Below are 23,790 nucleotides of genomic sequence, written 5' to 3' on the forward strand. Positions count from 1 at the left end.
CATGCCCAAGAAGCCGCCTCCCGTCGCGCCCTCGCCTGCCGGTTCCGTCGAACCGGCGAGCGCCACGTCGCGCAACGAATACACCGTCGACGAACTCGCGCGCGTCACCGACACCACCGTGCGCAACGTGCGCGCCTATCAGGACCGCGGCCTGCTCGCGCCGCCGGAGAAGCGCGGCCGGGTCGGCGTGTATGACGACACGCACGTGTCGCGTCTCAAGCTGATCAATCACCTGCTGGCGCGCGGCTACACGCTCGCGAACATCCAGGACCTGATCATGGCGGTCGATGAAGGCCACGACCTGCGCTCGATCCTCGGTCTCGAAACCGCGATCGGCGGACGCTGGTCGCGCGAACGGCCAAAGAAATATTCGCTGCTCGAACTGCTGCAAATGTTCGGCGACAAGACGTCGCCCGGCGCGCTCGCCAAAGCGGTCGATCTCGGCCTGCTCGAACGCGACGGCCTCTCGTTCGTGTCGGGCAACCCCACCGCGCTGACCGCCGGCGCGACCATGGCGAAGGAAGGCATTGCGCTTGCCGATCTGCTCGACGCCGTGAGCATCGCGAGGCCGCATTTCAGTGCAGTCGCGAAAGCACTGGTCGATCTGGTGGTGCATCAGTTGGACCGCTACGACGCCGATGCACTGCCGCCGCCCGCCGACGTGCCCGCACTGGTCGACGCGATCTGGCGTTTGCGCCCGCTTGCCAGCGTGCTGGTCGAAAGCGAAATGAACCGCGCCCTCGAAGAAGCGTCCGGCGACTATCTGGGCGACCGCGTTGCCGCAATCATGGAAAAGAAGCTTGGCCATCCGGCGCAAGGCGCGGCGGCTGCGCGCACTGTGACGAAAAAAGGCAACGCGAAGAAGTAACGCGGCAGACGGTGCAGGCGCGCGCATACGTGGCGCGCACCCGTGGCGCGCGTTCGTGCCCGCTCCCACCGCGAAATGCACACGCCGATACAGCGCAGCGTTTTCGCGCGCACGTCATATTCAAATCTGCATTGCTTCGTTTGACCGGCAAGACGTCCATGCGACGATCCCCGAATGCCGCCGCAACGTGTTCCCCGCAGCGCCCATCCCGACACGCGCCATGCATCGCTCGACCCGGGCGGACCACGCGGGACGCAAGCGGACACCAACGGCGCACACGTCAATCGACTGCAATGGAGATCGCCGGATGGCACGTCACCCTCGTTTCACGCTTCATCTCACCGCCGCGTTGCTGACGGCTGTCACGACCCTGGGCGCGAACGCGCAGAGCACGGGCAACAACAACGAGCCGGCCAAAGTGCTGCGCATCGGCTATCAGAAATCGGGCTTGCTCGCGGTGCTCAAAGCGCAAGGCTCGCTCGACGACAAACTCAAGCCGCTCGGCTATGCCGTCAAGTGGTTCGAATTCCCGGCCGGGCCGCAACTGCTCGAAGCGCTGAACGCCAACAGCATCGACTTCGGCTATACCGGCGCGCCGCCAGCCGTGTTCGCGCAAGCGGGCGGCGTGCACTTCGTGTACGTCGGCGCTGAGCCTTCGGGGCGTCATGCCGAAGCCATTCTGGTCAGAAGCGATTCGGCGCTGCGCAACGTCGCCGATCTGAAGGGCAAACGTGTCGCGTTGCAGAAGGGATCGAGTTCGAACTATCTGCTGCTCGAAGCGCTGAAGCAAGCGGGCCTGCACTACGAAGACATTCACCCGGTGTATCTGGCGCCCGCCGACGCGCGCGCCGCCTTCGAAAACGGCAGCGTGGACGCATGGGTGATCTGGGACCCCTATTACGCAGCGGCGCAACAGGCGCGGAAGGCGCGCATGCTGGTCGACTATGCCGAACTCAACAGTCCGTACAACTTCTACGAAGCGACGCGCGATTTCTCGCAGCAGCATCCCGATGTGATCGGGGCGATTCTCGGGCAGTTGCGCCTTGCCGGCGCGTGGGTCAATGCGCATCCGGTGGAAACCGCCGCGCTGATCGCGCCGAAGGTCGGCCTCGACCAGAAGGTGGTCGAGACGTGGGTGCGCCGCTATCCGTACGGCACCACGGCCGTTAGCGACGAGATCGTGCGCTCGCAGCAGGTGGTCGCCGACGCCTTTTATGGCGCCCACCTGATCCCGCAGAAAATTACCGTGAAAGACAACGTCTGGCAGAGCCCGGTGGTCGCGGCAGCGCTGGCCGTGCGGTGAAGCGCGCGGCGAGCATCGCCGCCGGGCACCTAGAGTCGGGCGTCTAACCGGCTTCTTGCGTCAGCCGTTTCCAGCCTCTATCGTTACATCAACCAATGTAACAGTTTAGACGGTTAAAATGGAGACGGATCGGATGAACGCCCGCACGATGCCTCACGACGCCGCGCCTCCCGACGCGCCGGCGCCCGTCGACACCGATATCGCCATCATCGGCTCCGGCTTTGCGGGCCTCGGTATGGCGATCCGCCTCCGGCAAGCCGGCATCACCGATTTCATCGTCGCCGAAAAGGCCGGCTCGGTCGGCGGCACCTGGCGCGACAACCATTATCCCGGCTGCGCGTGCGACGTCCAATCGCACGTCTATTCGTTCTCGTTCGCACCCAATCCGCGCTGGTCCCGCATGTTTGCGCGCCAGCCGGAAATTCGCGCTTACCTCGAAGATTGCGCGCGGCGCTTCGGCATCGAGCCGCATCTGCGTTTCGCTCACGAACTGGCGAGCGCGATCTACGACGACACACGCCACCGCTGGCAACTGACCTTCACGAACGGCCAGCGATGCTCCGCGCGCGTACTGATCTCGGGAATGGGCGGCCTCTCACGCGCCGCCGTGCCAAACATTCCCGGCATCGAGCGATTCCGCGGCAAGTCGTTTCACTCGCAGCACTGGGACCATGACTATCCGCTCGACGGCAAACGCGTCGCCGTGATCGGCACCGGCGCGAGCGCGATCCAGTTCGTGCCGCAGATCGCCCCGCGCGTCGCGCATCTGGATCTGTTCCAGCGCACGCCGCCGTGGATCATGCCGAAAGCCGACCGCGCGGTGAAGCCGCTCGAACAGTGGCTGTTCAGAAACCTGCCATTCACGCAGAAGATCATGCGTTCGGCGCTTTACTGCATGCTCGAATCGCGCGCGTTCGGTTTCGCGATTCATCCGTCGCTGATGAAGACCGCGCAGAAAGTCGCCGAGCGTCACCTGCGCCGCGAGGTACCCGACCCGCAACTGCGCGCCACGCTCACGCCGAACTACACGATGGGCTGCAAGCGCATCCTGATCTCGAACGACTACTTCCCCGCCGTGTCGCGCCCGAATGTCTCGGTGACGACCACGGGCATCGCGCGCATCGAAGAAGACGCGGTGATCACCACCGACGGCGTGCGCCATCCGGCCGACTGCCTGATCTTCGGCACCGGCTTCCAGGTGGCCGATCCGTTTCCGGCGGGCGTGGTGCGCGGGCGCGGCGGCATCGATATCGTCGATACGTGGCGCGACGGCGCGCATGCATACCTCGGTACGTCATTGCCTGGCTATCCGAACTTTTTCATGATCGTCGGACCGAATACCGGCCTTGGGCATAACTCGATGGTGTTCATGATCGAGTCGCAGGTCGAGTACATCCTGCGCGCGCTGAAGACGATGCAGGCTGAACGCGCCGCCGCGATCGAAGTGCGTGCGCAAGTGGAGCGCAGCTACAACGAGCAGATCCAGCGGAAACTCGGCCGCGCGATCTGGTCGAGGGGCGGCTGCAAGAGCTGGTATCTCGATCCGAAGACCGGCAGGAACACCACGCTGTGGCCGGGGTTTGCGTACAAATTCCGCCAGGCCACGAGTACCTTCAGCATGGACGACTACCTTGCCTATGCGCCCGCACCGCAAGCAAGTACTCAGGCAGGTACCGAGGCGAGTCCGCAGCAGCCCGCGCACGTTCATGGCAACGCGGCCGCTACATCGGCGCAAGCGTCCTGACAACGCATCACGAAGACATGGACGACAACGACAGCGCACCGTTCAGAGAGGACTGGAGACAAGCCAATGAAGAACTTTACCGGCAGAGTGGCCGCGATAACCGGCGCGGGTTCGGGCATGGGCCGCGCACTCGCTATTCAACTGGCGCGCGAAGGCTGTCACCTCGCGCTCGCCGACCGCAATGCGACGAGCCTCGCCGAAACCGGGCAGCTTGTGCGCACCGCCGCCCCGCACATCGTCGGCTCGCCGTTGCACATCACCACCCGCGTGCTCGACGTCGCGGACCGCGCGGCAATGTTCGAGTGGGCCGCCGAAACGGCGCTGCAGCACGAGCGCGTCAATCTCATGTTCAACAATGCGGGCGTGGCGCTGTCGAGCACGATCGAAGGCATGGACTACGCCGATCTGGAATGGATCGTCGGCATCAACTTCTGGGGCGTGGTGCACGGCACGAAAGCGTTCCTGCCGTATCTGAAAGCGTCCGGCGCGGGACATATCGTCAATACGTCGAGCGTATTCGGCCTGTTTTCGCAGCCTGGCATGAGCGGCTACAACGCGACCAAATTCGCCGTGCGCGGCTTTACCGAAGCGCTGCGCCAGGAGCTCGATCTGATGAAGTGCGGCGTGTCGGCAACCTGCGTGCATCCGGGCGGCATCCGCACGGGCATTGCACAGTCGAGCCGGATCTCGTCGAACATGGTCGGCTTCATGCTGGAAACCGAACAGCAAGGCAAGGACGACTTCGAGAAGTTCTTCATCACCACCGCCGACGACGCCGCGCGCGTGATTCTCGACGGCGTGCGCAAGAACAAACGGCGCGTGTTGATCGGGCGGGATGCGCGCGCCGCAGACTGGCTCGCGCGCACGTTGCCGGCGGCGTACCAGGCGCTGGTCGTGATGCAGACGCGCCGGCTGAAACGCGCCGCGGAAAAACGCGCGCGCCGCGCCGCGCAGGTCGACGGCACACGCGCCTGATGAACGCGCTGCGCTCCACTCAGCCCGCACGCCCGACTGTGTCCTCAACATCACCAGGAGAAAGGTCATGATGCCGGTTCGCCGCGACCTCCGTTTCAACCTGCCGCCGCAACACGCGTGCGACTGGCACGCGCAAGGCGCGTATGTGACGCACTTCTTCAATTCGCTTTCGCTGCTCTTTCCGGCCGGAGAGCGTTTCTTCATGGACAGCGTGCGCCACTACCGCGACCAGATCGACGACCCCGAGCTGAAAAAGCAGGTGCTCGGCTTCATCGGCCAGGAAGCGATGCATACGCGCGAACACATCGAATACAACGATCTGCTGCAGCAAGCCGGCCTGCCCGCACACAAGCTCGACAAGCGGCTGTGGATGATTCTCAACTTCTTGCGCAAGGTGCTGCCGCCTTCGCATCAGCTCGCGATCACGGTCTGCCTCGAACACTACACGGCAATGCTCGCCAACCTGCTGCTGGAAGACGGGACGCGCATCGAGGGATCGGTCGAAGGCTATACGCAGATGTGGACCTGGCACGCGCTCGAGGAAACCGAACACAAGTCCGTTTCATACGACGTCTGGAACACGGTGCTCAAGCCCGGCCTCGGCCGCTATCTGCTGCGCACCGGCACCATGCTCGCCACCACCGTGACGTTCTGGCTCATCGTGTTCGACTTCCACGTGCGCCTGCTGATCGCCGATCGCAAACGCGGCGGCCATCTGCGCGGCATGTGGCGCATCGTCAAATATCTGTATGGTCCGCGCCATGGCGTGTTTCCGCGTATCGCCGGGGAATGGCTGAGCTTTTTCCGGCCCGGCTTCCATCCGTGGGATTACGACAATCGTGCGCAACTGGCGCGCATCGAGGACCTGGTGGCCGCAGTCGACGCAAGCAATGCCGTCACGCCGAGCGCGCGCAAGGCCGCGCGGCGCGGCGTGCAGGCGGCCGCGTGATACGCGACGCGCTGTCGGTCGAGTCCGGCGGTGTACGGCTCGCGGTCTACGTGAGCGGACCGCGCGAAGCGCCGCCGATCGTGCTGGTGCACGGTTATCCCGATTCGGCGGCCGTATGGGAGCCGGTGCGCGCGCAACTCGACGCGCGCTATCGCGTGATCGCTTACGACGTGCGCGGCGCGGGCGCCTCCGACGCACCGGCCACGCGCAGCGCGTACCGGCTCGAACGACTTGCGGCCGATCTCGCCGCGGTCGCCGATGCAACCTGCGGCACGTGCCCTTTTCACCTGGTCGGGCATGACTGGGGCTCGATTCAAAGCTGGGAAGCCGTCACCGATCCGGCGTTCGAAGGCCGTATCGCGTCTTATACGTCGATCTCCGGGCCGTGCCTTGATCATGCGTCGCCCGGTTTGCGCGGAGGCGAGGCGAATCGCCCGTCACGCGAAACGGCAAAACGTCCGTTCGGCAGCGGCGTGCGGCAAACGCTCAAATCCTGGTACATCTTTTTCTTTCATCTGCCGTGGCTGCCGGAACTGATGTGGCGCGCCAGCTGCGCTCGCCTGTGGCCGCTGTGGCTGCGCATGACCGAACACGTGCACCCGGCTCGCGATCCAGCGCAAATGCGCAATGCGATCAACGGACTGAATCTGTATCGCGCCAACTTCATCGACAAGCTGCTGCGGCCGCGCGCGCGTCATGCGCATGCGCCGGTGCAATTCATCGTGCCGCTGCGCGACCGTTATGTCGGACCGGAGCTATCGCTCGGCCTGGAAGGCTGGCTCGGGGCCTACGAACGCAGTGAAATCGATGCGGGCCACTGGGTCGTGCTGCGTGAGCCCGTGCGCATCGCGGCATGCATCGAGCGCTTTGTCAGCCAGCATCGAACGGAACATGACGGCCTCGCTGCGGCGCCGCTCAACGCGCGCGCGGCAGGCGCGTGAATAGCGTCGGATAGTCGATCACGAGGCCGTCCTGGTCCACCTGCATGTTCGCGGTGAAGTTGCGGAAGATACCTTCGTAGCGATACTCGCGATTCAGACCGACGCACGAATACGCCTGCTCGACGCGCGTGACCTGCAAATCCGGCGTCGAGATATAGGCGACCGAGATCGGTTGACGCTCGCCTTCGGCCAGTTGCAACCGGCGGATCGGTAACGTATTGGTGAACGGCGTGGCCGCGATATCGATGTCGATACAGCCTTCGATCCCGCTCAATACGAGACCGTGCCCGTCGCGCCAATGGCCCGCGCCGTCGCCGTACAATTCCAGTTCGCCACCGCCGACGATCTTCAGCCACGCATGCCGCGTGCGCCATTGCGCGTCGCAGCGCACCGAGTAGTGCAGCCCATACGCGCGCCCGTAGCGCTGGCCGACCACCACGCTCTCCACTGCGAAGCTGTCGTCGCGCGCGTCGAACGTCAGATGTTCGATGCCGTCGCCCTCTTCCGAAGCCCACCGTAGTTCACGCATCAGCCTGTCTCCTCGCGAAAGCCGCGCGACCTGCGCGCCGGGCTCATATATCGTAGCGCGAATGCCGGCTAGCGGGTCACCGACGCGTGTTCGTCGTGCGCGTGTTCGTCGTGCGCGTGTTCGTCGTGCGCGTGTTCGTCGTGCGCGTGTTCGTCGTGCGCGTGTTCGTCGTGCGCGTGTTCGTCGTGCGCATGGGCGGCTACGCAAATAGCCACTATCAACGCGCGACGATGCCCGAATCCACATAGCTGGCCTATGCTCGCGGTTTGCCGTAGTCAGGGCGCTCGCTGCGTTGCGGCCGAACCTGCTCGCACGCCTGGCGCCCGCCGTGCAAGCTCGCGCGGCGCGCTTCATCGACATTGCGACATTCCGACACTCAATCGAACCACCGTCAATCCATGCACGCCGCCGCGACCGACGCTCCCTCCGCCGCCTTGTGCACACTGTTGCGCAGTCTCGGCCAGATCGTGCTGCAACCGAACGCGTTCACCGGCGCGTGCCTGCTCGCTGCGTGGTGGGTCGCCGAGCCGCGCCTCGCATGTGCGGCGCTGATGGGCGCGGTCGCGGCCAACGTGAGCGCCATGCTGGCCGGCTGTCGCGACGACGACACCCGCGCCGGACTGCACGGCTTCAACGGCGCGCTCGCAGGACTCGCCGCCTTCAGTTTCATCCGCGACGCCGCGACTGCAACCGCCGTCGCGATTCTCGCCGCGACGGCCACCGCGTGGCTCGTGGGGCCGTGGTCGCGATGGCTGCGCGCACGCGGACTGAGCTGCCTGTCGAGTCCGTATCTGATCGTGACATGGTGCTGGCTGCCTATGATCACGAGCGGCGCACAGCCCGTGAGCCCGGCTTCGTTGCACTCGCCAGGCCTCACCCAATGGAGTGGCGCGGTACTCGCCGGATTCGCGCAAACAGGCTTTGGGTCGGGCGCGTTAGCGGGTTGGCTCGTGCTGACCGGCATCGCGGCGGCATCGTGCCGGCATGCACTATGGGCGCTGGGCGGCGCGACACTTGCGAGCGCCGCGCATCTTCTGCTCGGCGCAACCCCACACTCGTTCGACACCGGCCTGTTAGGATTCAACGGCGCGCTCACCGCACTCGCGCTCATCGATTGCGGCGTCGTGCCGATGCTGGGCGGCGTCGCCGTTTCGATCGTGCTGCAAGCGGCGGCCGCCCACTTCGGCTGGCCGGCGATGGCCGCGCCCTTTGTACTCGCGACGTGGTGCGTGCAATGGGTCAGGCATCGCGTCACGCGCGGCGCTATCGCAGACGGATCGGCGCAAAGCATGGAAAGCGCCCGACCGGTCACGGCGCCGGTCACGCGCACGAATTGACACATGGCGGCGGCATTGCGCGCAGGTCAGCACGCGCTGACAACCGACTGCACCGCACCGACGCGAGGCAACCTCAGGAGACAGTCATGTCGTTCACCCACACCCCGGCCGGCCGCGTAGCCGACTCCGGCCCACTCTCCGACGCGGAGCGCCAGACCCGCGTCGACCTGGCCGCCGCCTATCGCCTCGCGGCGCTCAACGGCTGGGACGACCTGATCTACACGCATATCTCGGCGAGCGTGCCGGACGGACCCGGCCACTTCCTGATCAACCCGTTTGGTCTCGCGTTCGACGAAGTGCGCGCGTCGAACCTCGTGAAGATCGATATCGCCGGCAACATCGTCGGCGCCAGCGAATACGCCGTGAACGCAACCGGCTTCGCGCTGCACGCCGCCGTCCACGCGGCGCGCGCCGACGCGTTCTGCGTCATGCATCTGCACAACACGGCGGGCGTCGCGGTTTCCGCGCAACCGGCCGGCCTGCTGCCCGCCTCGCAGCACGCGCTGCGCTTTTACGGCCAGCTCGCGTATCACGATTACGAAGGCCTCGCGTTCACACTGGCCGAAGGCGAACGTCTCGTCGCGAATCTCGCCGACAAGCCCGCTATGCTGCTGCGCAATCACGGCACACTGACGGCCGGACGCACGGTCGCCGAAGCTTATGTGCTGATGGCCACGCTGCTGAAGGCCTGCGAGATTCAACTGCAGGCGCAAGCATGCGGCACGGAGCTCGTCGTACCGAATGACGCGCTCGCCGCACGCACGGCGGCACAACTGTATGACGGCGGCGCAATCGAAGGCACGCTCGAATGGCCTGCGCTGCTGCGCAAGCTCGACCGGCTCGACCGCAGCTATCGCGACTGAAGCCGCGCCACGCTCATCTCAATCTCATTGCTCAACGGAGTCATGCCATGCCCACGTTTCACATCGAACTCTTCGAAGGCCGTTCGCTGGAACAGAAACGCCAGTTCGTCGAAGCGATCACCCAAGCGACTTGCGACTCGCTCGGCGTCGAACCGAATTCGGTGGAGATCATCCTCACTGACGTGAAGCGCGAGAACTGGGCAACGGGGGGACGTTTGTGGTCAGACGCCGATACGTGAACATGCAATGGCATGGTTCAGCGGGTCAGCTGTGGATGTGTGTAACGAGGGGCGCTCGCCCTGAGCGCTGAAAAGGCTCGCCGCCGGATGCGTGCGGGAATGGCCGATCAGGCCACCGCTCGCGATGCCGAAAAGTCGCAAACGGCTCAAAAAGCTGCGCGCGTTGCGCGCGCAGCTGTTGTTGCTGAACAACGCTTTTCTTCAAGCGTTGCCGTGGCGGCGTAACGAAACGCCGGCTGCGCCGCCACTAAACTACCCGATCAGAACTTGTGGATGATACCCACGCCGACAGCAATCTGGCTGCGCGACGAGGACGGCGAACCGTTCTGGCCGTCGCCGATGCTTGCCGTTGCGTCGATGATCGTCTTGCCGTTGCCTGCAAGCGTCTGACCGTTAGCACGCTGATACGCTTCCAGCGCATACAGGCCGGTACGCTTGGACAGGCTGTAGTACTGCGACAGGTTGAACTGGTTGTAGCTAGCCGTGTTCGAAATGCCGTTCGACGACGTCGCACGCGTGTAGCTATAGCCAGCGGCCAGGTCCAGCGGCGTGATCGGCTTCCAGTGCAACACTGCGCCACCCGTATTCCAGATTTGCGTGTCGTGGAAGAACGAACCCGAACCCGCAGCGTATTGAACGTTCGAGTAAGCGAACGAAACGTCCCACTGCGAGTTGAACGCGTAGCCGCCCGTCACTGCAACGCGCTGCTGCTTCGCCGCGGTCTGGAAGCCGTTGTTGATTGCCGAGACAGCCGGCTCTGCGCCGTTGTTCGACATCGCGGAATTCCAGTTCACAGCGGCCGGGCTGGTGGTGGCGATCCCGGCATTGTCGATGCGCTGGATGCCTGCTGCGATGCCGATCGGGCCATTCAGGTACTGTGCCGCCACGCTCCAGACCTGGCCAGCGGAGAAGCTGCCCGCGTTGCCGCCCAGCGAGTACGAACCGCTGATCGTCAGACCGCGCATGTTCGGCGACGTGTAGACCAGCGAGTTGTTGGCGCGGTACAGCGTATCCAGCGAGTCGATATCACCCGGGTGCGCGCCGTATGCACCGGTCAGCCACGTAGTCGGGCTGTACGGCGACAGCAGCGTGTAGTACGACGTGTACTGGCGACCCGCCGTCAGCGTACCGAACGTGCCATTCGTCAGACCCACCCATGCCTGACGGTTGAACGCCAGACCCGACACGCCTTGCGCGCCGGTTGCGCTGTTAAAGCCCTGTTCCAACTGGAAAATCGCCTTCGTGCCGCCACCCAGATCTTCCGAGCCCTTCAGGCCGAAACGGCTGCCAGCCCAGATGCCGTTGATCATCTTGACTTGCGAGGAGCCACCCGCAGACGGCTTCGCCGAACCCACCGCGCTCAGCGTCGTCGAGCTGTTCTGATAGCCGATACCCGTATCGACGATACCGTACAGCGTCACGTTGCTTTGTGCATGCGCGCCGAGGGCGACCAACCCGATGGCCGAACCAACCAGTGCCTTTTTCATTTCTACTCCTGTTAAAAATTCTATTTTTTTGCGGCCTTGTGCGAGCGCCGCTGAGTGTGGGCTTATACGTTTTTTTAAATCAGAACACCGGGTGTCCGTTAATCAGACTCGGCAACCATGTCGAGAACCACGGCACGTACGTCACGATGTTGATCGCGCTGAAGATAGCCAGGTAATACGGCCACGCCACCTTAGTGGTTTCCCCGATCGACACATTGCCAATTGCGCACCCAATGAATTGCACCGAGCCGATCGGCGGGTGCACGAGACCCAATGCACAGTTCAGCAGGATCATGATGCCGAACTGCACCGGACCCACGCCGTTGTGCATCGCCATCGGCAGGAACAGCGGCGTCGTGATCAGGATGTGCGCCGCCATGTCGACGAACGTGCCGAGAAAAACCTGGATCACGTTGATGTACAGCAACATCAGCCAGGGCAGCGTCGTCGCGCCGTCGAGCATGCGTTCGATCGCGTCCGGAATCTCGAGGAAGGCCATCTGGAAGCGCAGCATGTTCGACACGCCGATCAGCAGCAGCACCACGCCCGTCGTCTTGGCCGCTTTCGACAGTGCATGACCCAGCTTGCTCAGCGTCATGGAGCGGTACACGACGACCGTCAGGACCAGCGAGTACCCCACGGCGATCGCGGCCGCTTCCGTCGCGGTGGCGATGCCGCGCGCCACGCAGAACAGAATGATCGCGATGACCATCAGACCCGGCACCGCGCCGATGAACGTACGCGCCACCGCCATCCAGCCCGGGAAGCGCTGCACGCCGGTCGAGCCGTCGGGACGGCGCGGATAGCCGAACTTGACCGCTTGCCAGTACGCGGCGATCAGCACGAGGCCCATCACCCACAACACCGGCAGCAGCCCGGAGAACAGCAGATCGCCGATCGACACGCCGCTCATCTTCACGCCGTTCAGGGTGCCGGTGATGCCTTGCGCCGCGAACGCGTAAATGATCATGTTGGTCGACGTGGGCATCAGCGCGCCCGCCAGCGACGAGTGCGTCGTGACGTTGACCGCATACGCCGCGCTGTAGCCTTCGCGCTTCATCAGCGGAATCACCACACCGCCCATCGCGGACGTGTCCGCCGTCGGCGAACCCGACACGCCGCCGAACAGCGTGCACGCCACCACGTTGGCCATGCCCAGGCCGCCGCGGAAATGCCCCACCGTGGCCTGCGCGAACCGGAGGATACGGTCTGCGATGCCACCGTGCAACATCAACTCGCCGGAGAAGATGAAGAACGGGACCGCGAGGAACGAAAACGCGTTCATGCCCGAGATCATCGACTGCATGGCGGTGGCCGCCGGCAGCCCCTCATACAGATACGTCAGGACGCACGACAGTCCCAACGCAAACGAAACAGGAACCCCGAGAAAGAGGAAGACGAGAAAACTGATGGAAAGAAGGGCGAGTTCCATGATTGTTCTATTTGTGTTTCTTTTCGAAGAGAGCCAGCAGATGCTCGAACGAGAACAGTGCGATGCAGATGCTGGCAACGACCGGAATGCAATACCGCAGTGCTTCCGGCAAACCGAGAATCGGAATCCGGTCTTCCCTCGTGGTGATCGCCATCTCCAGACAACCGAAGAAAACCGCCACGGCGAACGCGATCAGGCAGACATGCTGAATCCCCGTCGCAACCGTCCGGCCTTTCTCCGACAACTTGTTGACCAATGAGTCGAGGCCGATATGGCCGCGTTCGCGCACCTTGAGCGCGGCGCCGAACATGGCGATCACGATCACCAGCAGCAGCGCGATGGGCTCGACGAAATCGGGTGCGTCGCTAAAGACATAGCGCATCACGACGCCATAAATCACCAGCAGACACAGCGCGGCCAGACTTGCCGAGGCCACGACAGTCAGCACGCGAAAGAGAAAATCATTTGGGCGTTTCAAGAAACTCATTGACCCCGTCCTTGCTCACGACAGATCTGTCTTTAATATTTGCAACTGTGTTCGACTGCGCCGGCTCAGGACGCCGCGCGCGGCGGAAAAGCCCGCAGAACCTCCTGCAAGCTGTTTCCGCCGCTATCGCCGCCTGTCCGGCACGCGAACCTTATTTGACTGCCTGGATCTCGTCGACGAGCTGCTTCATCTGCGGGGTCTTTTCATACTTCGCCCACACCGGCTGCATCGCCTTCACGAAAGCCGCGCGATCGACCTGCGACGCAGCGACGATCGTCGCGCCACCCTTGGTGACCGTCTTGCTCGCATCGGCTTCGCGCGCGGTCCACAGCTTCTCGTAGTACGGCACCGAGTCGGCCGCGGCCTTCTTGATGATCTGCTGTTGCTGCGGCGTCAGCGTGTCCCAGACCTTCTTCGAGAACACCAGCACTTCCGGCGTCATCGAATGCTGGGTTTCGGAGAACACCGGCGCGACTTCGAAGTGCTTGGTTTCTTCGTACGACGGGATGTTGTTTTCCGCGGCATCCACGAGACCCGTCTTCAGGCCCGTGTACACCTCGGCGAACGGCATCGGCGTGGGCGTGCCGCCCATGGCGCGGATTTCGTCGACCATCAGATCGGACGGCTGCACGCGCACCTTCAGGCCCTTCATGTCGGCCGGCGTATGGATCGGCTTCTTCGTGTAGATCGAACGCGCGCCGCTCTCATAGAACGTCAGCGCGATCATGCCCTTCGCCGAGAAAGCGTCGAGAATCTTCTGGCCTTCCGGGCCGTACATCACTTTGCGGAAATGGTCGATGTCGCGGAACAGGAACGGCAGCGACGGGATCATCGATTCAGGAACGATTTCGTTGAACGCGGCACCGTTGGCGCGCGCCATGTCGAGCGCGCCGATGCGCACCTGATCGATCGTGTCGTTTTCCGAACCCAGCGCGCTGTTGCCGAAGACCTTCACGGAATCCTTGCCGCCGGTCGCCTTGTTGATTTCCTCGCCCATGTACTTCACGGCCATGTTGGTCGGGTACGTATCGCCGTGCACGTCCGAAACGCGGAACGTGCGCGCTTCTGCCGACGCGGCGCTGAACGCCAGCGCCGCAGCTGCGACGATCATCGAAACACGGGAAGAGACAAACTTCTTGTTCATCGTGACATTCCTTGAAAAATTGACCATCCAATCGATTGCGGATGCGACATGGTTTGCTGCGTCTCCTGGCTCGACACTCACCGCCCATTGCGGGTGGCGAGCGGGTTGCCGTACTGGTCTGCGCAACATCCCCGGCACAGATACTCAGCACTCCTGTCAGACAACTTGCTTCTTTTACTTCGATTACCTCGGCGCGAGTCTCGTGAGCGGAAACCGCCTTGTTATCCCCTTGCTATCCCAATATTCAAAGAAAGGAATCTGTTTGGGCTTATATGTTGTACGACGACATACGAAGTCTATAAAACGCGTTTTGACTTGTACAGACGGTATTTACCCGCAGAATTGACAGCCTCGGTACGGATGACCTATTTGGGGTCCCGGCGAGAGCCCGCGCCAGCGGGAGGAGAAATGGGGAGGGAAGGACGGCGCTTGGGGACGCCCGGTTTTTGTTCAGAAATCCGCGCCGAACCGTGGTCTCTACGCCACATTGTTGTACGACGAGTGATGAATCAGAAGCCAGTTGGATGACTGACGCCGGGCGGAATCGCTTGCCGGCGCCAGTTTTCGAGCAGATTCAGCTTACAGTTCGCCCGCGAATTCGGGCTCGGGCAACCCAGTCACGCCGGGACTCACGGCGAACAGATGCCCGTCGTGCTCGCTCGCGCTGGCTCCCGGATGAATCGAGGTCACAAATAGCGTATCCAGCTTGCTGCCGCCGAACGCACACATGGCCGGCTTGGTCGGCGGCACCGGCACCTGGCGGTCGAGCTTGCCCTCCGGCGTGAAGCGCAGCAGCAGGCCCGCGTCGTTCGCGCAGATCCAGTAGCAGCCGTCGGCATCGACCGCCGCGCCGTCGGGACGGCCCGAATAGTGATGCAGATCGGCGAACACGCGCCGGTTGCGCGGCTCGCCCGACTCGATGTCGTAGTCGAACGCCCAGATCAGTCGATGCAGCGGATGCGAGTCGGACAGATACATGGTCTTGCCGTCCGGCGACCAGCCGAGGCCGTTCTGCGTGATCAGCGAAGCGACGACCGGCGCGGACAGCACCCCGTTCGCGTCGAAGCGGTACAGCGCGCCGGCCGGATCGGCCGCCGCCATGTCCATCACCATCGTGCCGGACCAGAAGCGGCCCTGACGGTCGCAACGGCCGTCGTTAAAGCGCATGCCGTCGGCGCCGAACTCCGGCGCGGCGAGCTTGCGCACCGACGCCGCGACCGGTTCGCTGCCGCAAGCCTGCGCCGCCTCAGGCAACGTAACGGCGAAGAGTCCCGTCTCGCAGCCGGCCAGCACCGTGCCGCGACGATCGAACGCGATACAGGCGACCTTCTCCGGCAACAGCCATTCGGCGCGCCGGCCCGAATCGACCTGCAGCCGCACGATTTTCTGCGCCGGGATGTCCACCCAGTAAAGCGCCTGTTCCGCCGCGCGCCACACCGGGCTCTCGCCCACCGACGCGCGCCCTGCCGCGTCGAGCCGCTCGACGGGCGCATTCATCGTGACGCTCACCGCTTCGGCTCCATCGGACCTGCCAGCACGAACGGGCCGCCCTGGAAGCGCTGGGTCGGATCGTCGAACTGCGTGTCGGGGGCGCTAGCCGGGAATAGATGCTCGAATTGCGCCGAGCTGTCCTGCGCACGGAAGCCGAGGAACGCGGCCTTCTTGTTGTCCACCCACGAGATGCGGTTGTCCGACACACCGTAGATGATCGCGTGGCCGACGCGGTTCGTGAACAGCGAGCAGCGCACCAGTTCGATGAAGTCGCGATAGCTCAGATACGTGACGAGCATGCGCGGGTTGCGCGGCTGCTCGAACGACGAGCCGATCCGCAGACACACCGTCTCCAGCCCGAAGCGGTCGAAGTAGTAGCGCGACAGCGATTCGCCGAAGCACTTGGTCACGCCGTACAGGGTGTCGGGGCGCAGCGGCGCGTCGGTATCGATCACCGAGGTCGTCGGGTGGAAGCCCACCGCATGGTTCGAGCTTGCGTAGATGATGCGCTTCACGCCCTGCTTCTGCGCCGCCGAGTACAGGTTGTACAGACCGCGGATGTTCGCTTCGATCAGGTCTTCGAACGGCGCTTCGACGGAAATGCCGCCGAGATGGACCACCGCGTCCACGCCTTCGAGCAGCGCGTGCACCGCTGCTGCATCGGCGAGGTCGACGACGGACGCTTCTTCATGCTCCGCCACTTCGCCGAGCGGCGCGATGTCGGACACGCGCACGACGTCGGCCCACGCGGCGAGCGCGCCGCGCAATTGCTTGCCGAGGTTGCCGGCGGCGCCCGTCAGGAGCAGTCGGCGGAAAGGTTTCTGTGCCGCGGAGCGGTCAAGGTTCGAGTCGGTCATGTCTTTCTGTTGATGTGATTGCGATCGGATCAGCCTCGCGGCGCGGGCACGCCGCGCCGCCGGAAATCAGGTCACCGGCGCCGGGTTGAACAGCGTCAACGCGTTGTGCAGCTTGAGCTTTTCGGCGCAGGTCTGTTTGCGCCCGCTGGCGACGTCGAGCATCAGTCGGAACAGTTCCCAGCCCACCTCTTCGATGGTCGCGGCACCGGTCGCGATCGTGCCGGCGTTGACGTCCATCAGGTCGTGCCAGCGGCGCGCGAGGTCCGAGCGGGTCGCGACCTTGATCACGGGCACTTCCGCGAGGCTGTACGGCGTGCCGCGGCCGGTGGTGAACACGTGCAGGTTGATACCCGCGGCGACCTGCAGCGTGCCGCAGATGAAATCGCTCGCCGGCGTGGCCGCATAGATCAAACCTTTCTGGCGGACCTTCTCGCCGGGCGACAACACGCCGGAGATCGCCGAGTTGCCCGACTTGATGATCGAGCCCATCGCCTTTTCGACGATGTTCGACAAGCCGCCCTTCTTGTTGCCGGGCGTGGTGTTGGCGCTGCGGTCTGCGCCGCCGCGCTTCAGGTAATCGTCGTACCACTGCATTTCGCGGATGATCGCCGCGGCGACGTCCGCGTTGGCCGCGCGCGCCGTCAGCTGATCGACGCCGTCGCGCACTTCGGTGACTTCGGAGAACATCACGGTCGCGCCGGCCCGCACCAGCAGGTCGGTTGCGAAGCCCACGGCCGGGTTCGCCGTCAGGCCGGAGAACGCGTCGCTGCCGCCGCACTGCACGCCGATCACGAGGTCGGAGGCGGGGCAGGTTTCGCGGCGGCGGTTGTTCAGGCGCTTCAGATGACCGTCGGCCATGCGCATGATCGAGTCGATCATCGACTGGAAGCCGACGTGCGATTCGTCCTGCAACACCACCACGTCGCCGTTCGCTTCAGCCTCGACATCACCGATGTCCGCGACCTCGGCGACATTCGCGGCCGCCGCGATCGGAATCGTGCCGGGCGGCATCAGGCGCTCGGGCTGCAGCTTCTCGCAGCCGAGGCTGACCATCATCACCTCGCCGCCGAAATTCGGGTTCAGCGCGATGTTGCGCACGGTGCGGATCGGCACCATCGCATCGGGCGCGTCGATCGCGACGCCGCAGCCGTAGGTGTGGCCGAGGCTCACCACGTCGTCGACATTCGGATAGTTCGGCAGCAGTTCGGCCTTGATGCGCGTGACCGCATGCTGGACCACGTCGGCCACGCATTGCACGGTGGTCGTGATAGCGAGGATGTTGCGCGAGCCGACCGAGCCGTCCGCGTTGCGATAGCCCTCGAACGTGTAGCCCTCGAGCGCCGGCATCTCCGGCGCCTTGATCGTGGCGATCGGCAGGTCTTCGAGTCCCGGCGGGCTCGGCATGCGGATCACGTGCTCGTTGATCCAGCTGCCCCTGGGCAGCGCCTTGAGCGCGTAGCCAATCACCACGTTATAGCGGATGACCTCGTCGCCCTCGGCCAGATCGGCCAGCGCGACCTTGTGCCCTTGCGGCACGCGCTCGCGCAGCGTCAGACCATCGGGGAAAACGGCGCCCTCACCCAGCCCGCCGTCGTTGACGACGATCGCGACATTGTCATTGGGGTGAACGCGAATGTAGAGCGGAGATTGTTCCATTGCATCGATCCTTATGGCGCTTTTGGCACGATCGCCCGCTGCGCCAGCTATTCATACGTCATCCTACAACATGAAAGTTTCCATGGACGTTCCGTATTTACCCTATAGCGTGCATTATGCCGTGAAAACCCCGTTGAGTTACCCGTTTTGTTGTTGTACGATGACGTATAAGAAATCTCCATTTCGACTGAACGACTACCAATCGACTCAAAACTGGCACCTGGATATTCATCATGACGACACCGCAGGAACTCAAGCAGATCGTTTCGGAAGGCCTTCTCTCCTTCCCCGTGACCGACTTTGACGCACAAGGCGATTTCCGCGCCGACACGTACGCAGAACGCCTCGAATGGCTCGCGCCGTACGGCGCGTCGGCATTGTTCGTCGCCGGCGGCACGGGCGAATTCTTCTCGCTGACGCATAACGACTACTCGAACGTGGTGCGCACCGCCACCGAAGTCTGCAAAGGCAAGGTACCGATCCTGGCCGGCGCCGGCGGCCCGACGCGCGTCGCGATCGACTACGCGAAGGAAGCCGAGCGCCATGGCGCGAACGGCATTCTGCTGATGCCGCATTACCTGACGGAAGCCTGCCAGGAAGGCATCGCGGCGCACGCGGAAGAAGTCTGCAAGGCCGTGCCGAACATGGGCGTGATCATTTACAACCGTGCGAACTCGAAGCTCAACGCCGACATGCTCGAAGGTCTGGCGGAGCGCTGCCCGAACCTGATCGGCTTCAAGGACGGCGTGGGCGAGATCGAAAACATGGTGACGATCCGCCGCCGTCTGGGCGACCGCTTCTCGTACCTCGGCGGCCTGCCGACCGCTGAAGTCTACGCCGCGGCCTACAAGGCGCTGGGCGTGCCGGTGTACTCGTCGGCGGTGTTCAACTTCATTCCGAAGACCGCGATGGACTTCTACCGCGCGATCGCCGCTGACGACCACGCAACGGTCGGCAAGCTGATCGACGAATTCTTCCTGCCGTACCTGAAGATCCGCAACCGTCGCGCAGGCTACGCGGTCAGCATCGTCAAGGCTGGCGCGAAGCTGGTCGGCCACGACGCAGGCCCGGTCCGCGCACCGCTGACCGACCTGACCGAAGAAGAAATAGCGCAACTCGACGCGCTGATCAAGAAGCTCGGACCGCAGTAATGCAGTTGGCGTAACAGTGGAATAGAGAGCCGGCGGCCGTGCGAACACGGCCGTATTGGACGGCTTTTAGCCACGAGCGCCCGGGACGGCAACGTCGCCGGGCGTTTTTGCACCGCAGTGCCGCGGCATCGGCTTCGCGCAACACCTCAGGCGAACCCGTGCCGCCCGGCCTTCCGCAGCCGGACCGACTGGCCGGCATCACGACGGCTGGTTACACCAGCTTCCCAGGGAGCCCTGCTCCCTTGCAAAAAAAATTCAGGAGATGACCATGGAGATGAGCCGCACGGCGAATCCCGCCGACGCCACCACGCGCACCAAAGTGCGCTATGCGATCCTGCTGCTGATCTTTCTGATCACCACGCTCAATTACGCAGACCGCGCGACGCTCTCGGTGACCGGCTCCGCGATGCGCACCGAGTTCGGCTTCGACGCGATCCGCATGGGCTACATTTTCTCCGCGTTCAGTTGGGCCTACGTGCTCTCGCAACTGCCGGCCGGCTGGCTGCTGGACCGCTTCGGCGCACGGCGCGTGTACGCGGCGAGCATCTTCCTGTGGTCGCTGTTCACCCTGCTGCAAAGCTCGATCGGTCTGCTCGGCAGCGCGGGCGCCGCTGTCGTCGCACTGTTCGCGCTGCGTTTCGCAATGGGCGCGGCGGAATCGCCCGCGTTCCCGGCCAACGCGAAAGTGGTGGCCAGCTGGTTCCCGACCAGCGAACGCGGCACCGCCTCGGCCATTTTCAACGCGGCGCAATACTTCGCCGCCGTCGTGTTCACGCCGCTCATGGCGTGGCTCACCCACGCGTTCGGCTGGCAGGCCGTCTATGTCGTGATGGGTGCGATCGGGCTCGCGCTCGCCCTCACCTGGCTGAAGGTGATGAAGAACCCCGCCGACCATCCGCGCGTATCGCGCGCCGAACTGGAGTACATCGAACAGGGCGGCGGCGTCGTGACCGGGCACAAGAAAACGACGCGCGCCGACAGGATCGAAAATACCGGCGGCTGGTCGCTGGTGCGTCAACTGCTCGGCAACCGCATGCTGCTCGGCGTCTACCTGGCGCAGTACTGCATCAACGTGCTGACCTACTTCTTCCTGACCTGGTTTCCGATCTACCTCGTGCAGGCGCGCGGCATGACGATCCTGCAAGCGGGACTCGTGGCGTCGCTGCCGGCGATCTGCGGCTTCTCGGGCGGCGTGCTCGGCGGCGTGCTGTCGGACGGCATGATCCGGCGCGGCCATTCGCTGACCGTGGCGCGCAAGGTACCGATCGTCGGCGGCATGCTGCTGTCGGTGAGCATCATCGGCTGCAACTATGTGTCGACCGACTGGATCGTCGTCGCGCTGATGTCGCTCGCGTTCTTCGGCAAAGGCATCGGTGCGCTCGGCTGGGCAGTGGTCGCCGATACGTCGCCGAAGGAAGCGCTCGGCCTGTCGGGCGCGATCTTCAACATGTTCGGCAACGTCGCGGGCATCGTCACGCCGATCGTGATCGGCTACCTCGTCGCGCGCACCGGCTCGTTCAACGGCGCGCTGGTGTTCGTCGGCGCGAACGCGCTGCTCACGGTGTTCAGCTACCTCGTGATCGTCAAGGACATCAAGCGCGTCGAACTGCGCCAGGCCTGAAGCCGCGCGCGCGGTTATCGTACTTCCGGGCGCCTCGCGCGGGCACCACTGCTGCTTCGCGAGGCGCTTTCGGCACGCCTCGTCGTCCCTCGGACGACGGGGCCGAAAATGATCCGGCGTTTTTATAATCAGTCGTCAGACGACGGTATAATGAACCTGCAGAGCGTATCTGCAACTATCTGATTCAAGGGGCGTTCTCGATGGCTACTCCACTGGCATCCGCGGCACCGCCACGACGCGCTCGCAATCTTGCCGAGTTCGTCGTGAACTACGTCACCGAGCAGATCGCGAGCAACGCGCTGAAGCCCGGCGACAAACTGCCGACCGAATCACAGCTGATGGTCACGCTGAGCGTGAGCCGCACGGTGATTCGCGAAGCGATTTCACGTCTGCAGGCGGGCAAGATCATCGAGACGCGGCACGGTATCGGCAGTTTCGTGCTGGAACCGCAGCGCGAAAAGCTAGGCATCGACATGGTGCCGGCCACCACGCTGCGCGACGTGCTGTCCATTCTCGAACTGCGTATCAGCCTCGAGACGGAGTGCGCCGGTCTCGCCGCGCAACGCGCGAAGACCGAAGACCTCGCGCGCATGCGCGCCGCGCTCGACGCGATCGAAGCCACCCGCCACAACGGGCTCGATAGCGTCGACGCCGACCTGCAGTTCCATATCTCGGTCGCGCGCGCCACGGGCAACCGCTATTTCGTCGACATCCTCACGCAAATGGGCAGCGCGCTGATTCCGCGCAACCGGCTCGACTCGGCCGGCATTGCGCGCGCGGAGCCGGACGCGTATCTGTCGCTCGTCAACCTCGAACACGAAAGCATTCTCGAAGCGATCTCGCGGCACGATGCGGAAGGCGCGCGCGCGGCAATGCGCATGCATCTGTCGAATAGCCGTGAGCGGCTGCGGCGCGCGAACGAGGTGAGCGAGGCGAATAGCTGATTCACCAGGCTGCGCGCAAAAGCAAAATGGCCGGGATTTCCCGGCCATTTTTTATCCTGCTTCGCTTTGATCTCACGCTCGCGGCCCGCTCACCGGCAGGCCACGAGCGAGGTCCATCCTTAACCGCGCGTGATTTCGCCGTCGCGACGACGCCACAGGTCGAGCGGATTGCCGTCGGCCAGTGCGTGCGGCAGCAGGTCCGCCGGGAAGTCCTGGTAGCAGACCGGGCGCAGGAAGCGCTCGATCGACGTCGTGCCGACCGACGTGGCGCGGCTGTCCGACGTCGCCGGGAACGGGCCGCCGTGCACCATCGCGTGCGACACCTCGACGCCCGTCGGGTAGCCGTTGACCAGAATCCGTCCTGCCTTGCGCTCGAGAATCGGCACCAGCTTCTTCGCGGCGGCGATGTCGGCGCTGTCCATCTGCAGCGTCGCGGTCAGCTGGCCGGCGAAGTGCTCGGCCACCTTCAGCATTTCCTGCTCGTCCTTGCAACGCACGATGGTCGACACCGGGCCGAACACTTCGTCTTCCAGCGCCGGATTGGCGAGGAAAGTTTGCGCATCGGTCACGAACAGTGCCGCGCGAGCCTGCGTCGGGCCGCTTGCGTCGACACCGCGCGCCACTGCCTCGACGCCCCTGGTCGCCGCCAGCTTGCTTTCGCCGTCCTGATACGCGGCGTGAATGCCCGCGGTCAGCATGGTTTGAGCCGGCTTGCCGCTCAATGCTTCCGACGCCGTCGCGACGAAGCCCTTCAGCGCGTCGCTGTCGAGCACGATGGCGAGACCCGGGTTGGTACAGAACTGGCCCGCGCCGAGCACGAGCGAATCGACGAAACCGCGCGCGATGCTCTCGCCGCGTTGCGCCAGCGCGTTCGGCAGAATGAACACCGGGTTGATGCTGCTCATTTCCGCGTAGACCGGAATCGGCTCGGCACGCGCCGCCGCGACGCGCATCAGCGACATGCCGCCCGCGCGCGAACCGGTGAAACCGACCGCCTTGATCGCCGGATGCGCGACCAGCGCTTCGCCGACCAGATTGCCCGCGCCGACGATCATCGAGAACACGCCCTCAGGCAAGTCCATTTCCTGCGCGACGCGCTGGATCACTCGGCCGACCATTTCCGATGTGCCGAGGTGCGCGCGATGCGCCTTCACGACGACCGGGCAACCGGCCGCGAGCGCTGCCGCCGTATCGCCGCCCGCCACCGAAAACGCGAGCGGGAAGTTGCTGGCGCCGAACACTGCGACCGGGCCGAGCGCAATCTTCTGCATGCGCAGATCCGAGCGCGGCAGCGGCTTGCGCTCCGGCAGCGGCGAATCGAGCGTCGCGGCGAGCCACTGGCCGGCGCGCACGACTTGTGCGAACAGCTTGAGCTGGCCGGTCGTACGGCCGCGCTCGCCTTCGAGACGCGCCTTCGGCAAACCCGACTCCTGGTGCGCACGCTCGATCAGCGCGTCGCCCAGCGCCGTGATGCCGTCGGCGATGCGCTCGAGAAACTCGGCGCGCACCGTCAGCGGCAATGCCCGGTACGGGTCGAACGCCTGTTGCGCCAGTTCGCACGCGCGCTCGACCTGAGCGACGCCGCCGCTGCCGAAAACCGGCTCGGCGATCTCGGACCCCGTGGCGGGATTGACCGCGTGCAATGGTTGTTCCTCGCCGCGCACTGCCTGGCGGCCGATCAGCATTTCGCCGGTAATGGACATTTTCGCTTTCCTTAAAGTGAAGGCCTTAGATATAGGTCATCCTACAACATAGCGGGCCTACCGCGCAAC

General features: G+C 64.3%; 23 protein-coding genes. 14 read left to right on the forward strand and 9 right to left on the reverse strand.

What is annotated here, in order from left to right; translation table 11 throughout:
• Position 1: 1 nt before the first annotated feature.
• From ACZ9H4_RS26845 to ACZ9H4_RS26870, 6 genes are all read left to right on the forward strand, one after another.
• Complete coding sequence (locus tag ACZ9H4_RS26845) at positions 2–868, forward strand: MerR family transcriptional regulator (RefSeq protein ID WP_476121698.1); 867 nt, start codon at positions 2–4, stop codon at positions 866–868.
• A 307-nt stretch (positions 869–1,175) separates the two neighbouring features.
• Positions 1,176–2,171, forward strand: coding sequence for an aliphatic sulfonate ABC transporter substrate-binding protein (locus ACZ9H4_RS26850; RefSeq protein WP_476121700.1), 996 nt, complete (start codon positions 1,176–1,178; stop codon positions 2,169–2,171).
• A 133-nt stretch (positions 2,172–2,304) separates the two neighbouring features.
• Positions 2,305–3,915 (forward strand): flavin-containing monooxygenase, encoded by a 1,611-nt coding sequence (locus tag ACZ9H4_RS26855; protein ID WP_476121702.1) that lies wholly within the window; start codon positions 2,305–2,307, stop codon positions 3,913–3,915.
• Positions 3,916–3,981: 66 nt separating this feature from the next.
• Positions 3,982–4,890, forward strand: coding sequence for an SDR family NAD(P)-dependent oxidoreductase (locus tag ACZ9H4_RS26860; RefSeq protein ID WP_476121704.1), 909 nt, complete (start codon positions 3,982–3,984; stop codon positions 4,888–4,890).
• 67 nt (positions 4,891–4,957) lie between these two features.
• Entirely contained in the window at positions 4,958–5,839 is an 882-nt protein-coding gene (locus tag ACZ9H4_RS26865; protein ID WP_408325786.1) for a metal-dependent hydrolase, read from the forward strand.
• Entirely contained in the window at positions 5,836–6,780 is a 945-nt protein-coding gene (locus ACZ9H4_RS26870) for an alpha/beta fold hydrolase (RefSeq protein ID WP_476121706.1), read from the forward strand. The genes ACZ9H4_RS26865 and ACZ9H4_RS26870 overlap by 4 nt, the downstream gene beginning before the upstream one ends.
• Here ACZ9H4_RS26870 and ACZ9H4_RS26875 read toward each other — a convergent pair.
• Entirely contained in the window at positions 6,755–7,309 is a 555-nt protein-coding gene (locus ACZ9H4_RS26875) for a putative glycolipid-binding domain-containing protein (RefSeq protein WP_408325780.1), read from the reverse strand. The two genes, ACZ9H4_RS26870 and ACZ9H4_RS26875, sit on opposite strands and share 26 nt — an antisense overlap.
• Before the next feature lie 86 nt (positions 7,310–7,395).
• Here ACZ9H4_RS26875 and ACZ9H4_RS26880 point away from each other — a divergent pair, with 86 nt between their 5' ends.
• From ACZ9H4_RS26880 to ACZ9H4_RS26900, 5 genes are all read left to right on the forward strand, one after another.
• Positions 7,396–7,557, forward strand: a complete 162-nt coding sequence (locus tag ACZ9H4_RS26880) for a hypothetical protein (protein ID WP_476121708.1) — start codon at positions 7,396–7,398, stop codon at positions 7,555–7,557.
• 150 nt (positions 7,558–7,707) lie between these two features.
• A complete protein-coding gene (locus ACZ9H4_RS26885; protein WP_476121710.1) occupies positions 7,708–8,646 on the forward strand; it encodes an urea transporter in 939 nt (312 codons plus the stop codon).
• Between the two features lie 86 nt (positions 8,647–8,732).
• Entirely contained in the window at positions 8,733–9,509 is a 777-nt protein-coding gene (locus ACZ9H4_RS26890) for a class II aldolase/adducin family protein (RefSeq protein WP_408325776.1), read from the forward strand.
• Complete coding sequence (locus ACZ9H4_RS26895) at positions 9,455–9,748, forward strand: 4-oxalocrotonate tautomerase (protein ID WP_476121712.1); 294 nt, start codon at positions 9,455–9,457, stop codon at positions 9,746–9,748. Before ACZ9H4_RS26890 ends, ACZ9H4_RS26895 begins: the two co-directional genes overlap by 55 nt.
• Positions 9,749–9,847: 99 nt before the next feature.
• Positions 9,848–9,973 carry a hypothetical protein gene (locus tag ACZ9H4_RS26900; protein ID WP_476121714.1) on the forward strand — a complete coding sequence of 42 codons (126 nt, stop codon included), beginning with the start codon at positions 9,848–9,850 and terminating at the stop codon, positions 9,971–9,973.
• 35 nt (positions 9,974–10,008) lie between these two features.
• Here ACZ9H4_RS26900 and ACZ9H4_RS26905 read toward each other — a convergent pair whose 3' ends face one another.
• The 7 genes from ACZ9H4_RS26905 to garD all read right to left on the reverse strand — a co-directional run bounded on the left by ACZ9H4_RS26905 (position 10,009) and on the right by garD (position 18,302).
• The gene (locus ACZ9H4_RS26905) at positions 10,009–11,235 is read right to left on the reverse strand and encodes a porin (protein ID WP_408325767.1); all 1,227 of its coding nucleotides are present in this window, start codon (positions 11,233–11,235) and stop codon (positions 10,009–10,011) included.
• Between the two features lie 79 nt (positions 11,236–11,314).
• Positions 11,315–12,667: a TRAP transporter large permease gene (locus ACZ9H4_RS26910; protein WP_476121717.1), complete on the reverse strand. Its 1,353-nt coding sequence runs from the start codon at positions 12,665–12,667 to the stop codon at positions 11,315–11,317.
• A gap of 7 nt (positions 12,668–12,674) precedes the next feature.
• Complete coding sequence (locus tag ACZ9H4_RS26915) at positions 12,675–13,154, reverse strand: TRAP transporter small permease (protein ID WP_408146742.1); 480 nt, start codon at positions 13,152–13,154, stop codon at positions 12,675–12,677.
• Positions 13,155–13,305: 151 nt separating this feature from the next.
• A complete protein-coding gene (locus tag ACZ9H4_RS26920) occupies positions 13,306–14,298 on the reverse strand; it encodes a TRAP transporter substrate-binding protein (protein WP_408146740.1) in 993 nt (330 codons plus the stop codon).
• Between the two features lie 579 nt (positions 14,299–14,877).
• A complete protein-coding gene (locus tag ACZ9H4_RS26925) occupies positions 14,878–15,795 on the reverse strand; it encodes an SMP-30/gluconolactonase/LRE family protein (RefSeq protein ID WP_408325927.1) in 918 nt (305 codons plus the stop codon).
• Between the two features lie 8 nt (positions 15,796–15,803).
• Positions 15,804–16,646, reverse strand: a complete 843-nt coding sequence (locus ACZ9H4_RS26930) for an NAD-dependent epimerase/dehydratase family protein (RefSeq protein ID WP_408155011.1) — start codon at positions 16,644–16,646, stop codon at positions 15,804–15,806.
• 66 nt (positions 16,647–16,712) lie between these two features.
• Positions 16,713–18,302 carry a galactarate dehydratase gene (gene garD / locus ACZ9H4_RS26935; protein WP_476121719.1) on the reverse strand — a complete coding sequence of 530 codons (1,590 nt, stop codon included), beginning with the start codon at positions 18,300–18,302 and terminating at the stop codon, positions 16,713–16,715.
• A gap of 233 nt (positions 18,303–18,535) precedes the next feature.
• Between garD and kdgD the strand changes: the two genes are divergently transcribed.
• The 3 genes from kdgD (at position 18,536) to ACZ9H4_RS26950 (ending at position 22,018) form a co-directional block, all read left to right on the forward strand.
• Positions 18,536–19,453, forward strand: coding sequence for a 5-dehydro-4-deoxyglucarate dehydratase (gene kdgD, locus ACZ9H4_RS26940; protein WP_408155006.1), 918 nt, complete (start codon positions 18,536–18,538; stop codon positions 19,451–19,453).
• Between the two features lie 268 nt (positions 19,454–19,721).
• Positions 19,722–21,074, forward strand: coding sequence for an MFS transporter (locus ACZ9H4_RS26945; RefSeq protein WP_408146733.1), 1,353 nt, complete (start codon positions 19,722–19,724; stop codon positions 21,072–21,074).
• A 200-nt stretch (positions 21,075–21,274) separates the two neighbouring features.
• On the forward strand, positions 21,275–22,018 hold the full coding sequence (locus ACZ9H4_RS26950; RefSeq protein ID WP_408146731.1) for a FadR/GntR family transcriptional regulator: 744 nt from the start codon (positions 21,275–21,277) through the stop codon (positions 22,016–22,018).
• A 119-nt stretch (positions 22,019–22,137) separates the two neighbouring features.
• Here ACZ9H4_RS26950 and ACZ9H4_RS26955 read toward each other — a convergent pair whose 3' ends face one another.
• The gene (locus ACZ9H4_RS26955; RefSeq protein ID WP_476121722.1) at positions 22,138–23,721 is read right to left on the reverse strand and encodes an aldehyde dehydrogenase (NADP(+)); all 1,584 of its coding nucleotides are present in this window, start codon (positions 23,719–23,721) and stop codon (positions 22,138–22,140) included.
• Positions 23,722–23,790: the final 69 nt, after the last annotated feature.

The organism is Paraburkholderia sp. TE9906 (genome assembly GCF_056279605.1).

Bases quoted from the DNA above. Each gene is read 5' to 3' on its own strand.
- ACZ9H4_RS26845 (WP_476121698.1), top strand. From the start codon at position 2: ATGCCCAAGAAGCCGCCTCCCGTCGCGCCCTCGCCTGCCGGTTCCGTC.
- ACZ9H4_RS26850 (WP_476121700.1), top strand. From the start codon at position 1,176: ATGGCACGTCACCCTCGTTTCACGCTTCATCTCACCGCCGCGTTGCTG.
- ACZ9H4_RS26855 (WP_476121702.1), top strand. From the start codon at position 2,305: ATGAACGCCCGCACGATGCCTCACGACGCCGCGCCTCCCGACGCGCCG.
- ACZ9H4_RS26860 (WP_476121704.1), top strand. From the start codon at position 3,982: ATGAAGAACTTTACCGGCAGAGTGGCCGCGATAACCGGCGCGGGTTCG.
- ACZ9H4_RS26865 (WP_408325786.1), top strand. From the start codon at position 4,958: ATGATGCCGGTTCGCCGCGACCTCCGTTTCAACCTGCCGCCGCAACAC.
- ACZ9H4_RS26875 (WP_408325780.1), bottom strand. From the start codon at position 7,309: ATGCGTGAACTACGGTGGGCTTCGGAAGAGGGCGACGGCATCGAACAT.
- ACZ9H4_RS26885 (WP_476121710.1), top strand. From the start codon at position 7,708: ATGCACGCCGCCGCGACCGACGCTCCCTCCGCCGCCTTGTGCACACTG.
- ACZ9H4_RS26890 (WP_408325776.1), top strand. From the start codon at position 8,733: ATGTCGTTCACCCACACCCCGGCCGGCCGCGTAGCCGACTCCGGCCCA.
- ACZ9H4_RS26895 (WP_476121712.1), top strand. From the start codon at position 9,455: ATGGCCTGCGCTGCTGCGCAAGCTCGACCGGCTCGACCGCAGCTATCG.
- ACZ9H4_RS26900 (WP_476121714.1), top strand. From the start codon at position 9,848: ATGGCCGATCAGGCCACCGCTCGCGATGCCGAAAAGTCGCAAACGGCT.
- ACZ9H4_RS26905 (WP_408325767.1), bottom strand. From the start codon at position 11,235: ATGAAAAAGGCACTGGTTGGTTCGGCCATCGGGTTGGTCGCCCTCGGC.
- ACZ9H4_RS26910 (WP_476121717.1), bottom strand. From the start codon at position 12,667: ATGGAACTCGCCCTTCTTTCCATCAGTTTTCTCGTCTTCCTCTTTCTC.
- ACZ9H4_RS26915 (WP_408146742.1), bottom strand. From the start codon at position 13,154: ATGAGTTTCTTGAAACGCCCAAATGATTTTCTCTTTCGCGTGCTGACT.
- ACZ9H4_RS26920 (WP_408146740.1), bottom strand. From the start codon at position 14,298: ATGAACAAGAAGTTTGTCTCTTCCCGTGTTTCGATGATCGTCGCAGCT.
- ACZ9H4_RS26925 (WP_408325927.1), bottom strand. From the start codon at position 15,795: ATGAATGCGCCCGTCGAGCGGCTCGACGCGGCAGGGCGCGCGTCGGTG.
- ACZ9H4_RS26930 (WP_408155011.1), bottom strand. From the start codon at position 16,646: ATGACCGACTCGAACCTTGACCGCTCCGCGGCACAGAAACCTTTCCGC.
- garD (WP_476121719.1), bottom strand. From the start codon at position 18,302: ATGGAACAATCTCCGCTCTACATTCGCGTTCACCCCAATGACAATGTC.
- kdgD (WP_408155006.1), top strand. From the start codon at position 18,536: ATGACGACACCGCAGGAACTCAAGCAGATCGTTTCGGAAGGCCTTCTC.
- ACZ9H4_RS26945 (WP_408146733.1), top strand. From the start codon at position 19,722: ATGGAGATGAGCCGCACGGCGAATCCCGCCGACGCCACCACGCGCACC.
- ACZ9H4_RS26950 (WP_408146731.1), top strand. From the start codon at position 21,275: ATGGCTACTCCACTGGCATCCGCGGCACCGCCACGACGCGCTCGCAAT.
- ACZ9H4_RS26955 (WP_476121722.1), bottom strand. From the start codon at position 23,721: ATGTCCATTACCGGCGAAATGCTGATCGGCCGCCAGGCAGTGCGCGGC.